2 protein-coding genes are annotated in these 1,649 nt (G+C 73.1%); both read left to right on the top strand.

Annotation, left to right across the window (positions count from 1 at the left end; translation table 11 throughout):
• A partial coding sequence (locus tag IH13_RS0136030; protein ID WP_031091364.1) for an acyl carrier protein occupies positions 1-290 on the top strand: 290 nt, incomplete at its 5' end.
• Positions 291-355: 65 nt separating this feature from the next.
• Positions 356-1,649, top strand: a 1,294-nt coding sequence (locus IH13_RS39480; protein WP_037843500.1) for a beta-ketoacyl [acyl carrier protein] synthase domain-containing protein, incomplete at its 3' end; no start/stop codon positions are given.

Genomic DNA, 1,649 nt, shown 5'->3' with positions numbered 1-1,649 from the left:
AGGTCCTCGGCGGCCGGCACCTCGCCGCCCCGGACACCAACCTCTTCGACCTCGGCCTGGACTCCCTCGTGCTCATCGAGGTCGTCGCGGAGCTCGGCGAGGAACTGGGCTTCGAGGTTCCGGTCACGTCCTTCGTCGAGTTCCCCACCATCCGGTCCTTCGTGGACAACCTCGCCGAGCTGATGGGCCTCGTCCCCGGCACGGCCCCGGGCGGCGACGGCACCACCCCGGCCCCGCGCACCTCCCGGCGAGCCCAGCGCGCGGCGGCCCGCCACACCGGCCAGGCCTGACCTCAGCCCGGCGGTGACGTCCCGGCCCGCGGCGGCCGACCGAAGACCTGCGAGAGAGAGCAACTGTGGACGACAAGCGAAAGCTGCTGCTGAGCCTGCTGGCCCGGGCCACCGCCCCGGCCCCGGCGAGCGACGGTGTGGCGATCGTGGGCGTCGCCGGCCGCTACCCGCTGGCCGAGACGCCCGCCGAGCTGTGGGACAACCTGGCCGCGGGCCGGCACGGCATCCGCGAGGTGCCCGCCGACCGCTGGGACGCCGACGCCCACCACGACCCGGCCGGGGTGCGCGGCAGCTACAGCAAGTGGGCCGGATTCATCGACGACGTCGACAAGTTCGATCCGCTCTTCTTCCAGATATCACCGGCCGACGCCGAGGCGATGGACCCGCAGGGGCGGCTGTTCCTGCAGACCGCCGCGGCCGTCCTGGACGACGCCGGCCACCCGGCCGCCGCGCTGGCCTCCCGCGGCCCGGTCGGCGTCTTCGTCGGCGTCATGAACAACAACTACGAGTGGATGGGTGGCGAGGCCACCACCCTCGGCGTCCGTACCGACGCCCACTCCAACCACTGGTCGATCGCCAACCGGGTCTCGTACACCTTCGACCTCACCGGCCCGAGCCTCGCCGTCGACACGGCCTGCTCCGCCTCGCTCACCGCGATCCACCTGGCCTGCGAGAGCATCAGGTCGGGGGAGTGCCACACCGCGATCGCCGGCGGCGTCAACCTGATCCTGCACCCCATGCACCTGCGCATGCTGGCCGACCGCGGAATGATCTCGCGCGGTGACCGGCTCAGGAGCTTCGGTGCGGACGCCGACGGATTCGTCGCCGGCGAGGGCGTGGGCGCCGTACTGCTGCGGTCCCTGAAGGACGCGATCGCCGACGGTGACCGCATCCTCGGCGTCATCCGCGGCTCCGCCGTCAACGCGGGCGGCAAGACCGGCGGTTACACGGTGCCGAGCGCGGCCGCGCAGGCCGAGGTGATCCGCACCGCCCTGCGCCGCGCCCAGGCCGACCCGGCCACCATCGGCTACGTGGAGGCCCACGGCACCGGGACCCCGCTCGGTGACCCCATCGAGATCGCCGGGCTCGTGGAGGCCTTCGGCGGGCGCATCGACGCCGCGGAACGGGCCGAACGGCCGACGGTCTCCGTCGGCTCGGTGAAGTCCAACATCGGCCACCTGGAGTCGGCGGCCGGTGTCGCGGGCCTGACCAAGGTGCTGTTCCAGCTGCGCCACCGCACGCTGGTGCCCTCGCTGAACTCCGTCCGGCGCAATCCCGGCATCGACTTCACCACCACGCCCTTCGAGGTGCAGCAGACCCTCCAGCCCTGGATGCCGGCGGGGGACGACGGCCTGCCGC

Source organism: Streptomyces sp. NRRL WC-3549, assembly GCF_000721935.1.
Lineage (GTDB): Bacteria > Actinomycetota > Actinomycetes > Streptomycetales > Streptomycetaceae > Streptomyces.
This window is presented reverse-complemented; position numbering and strand designations above follow the sequence as displayed.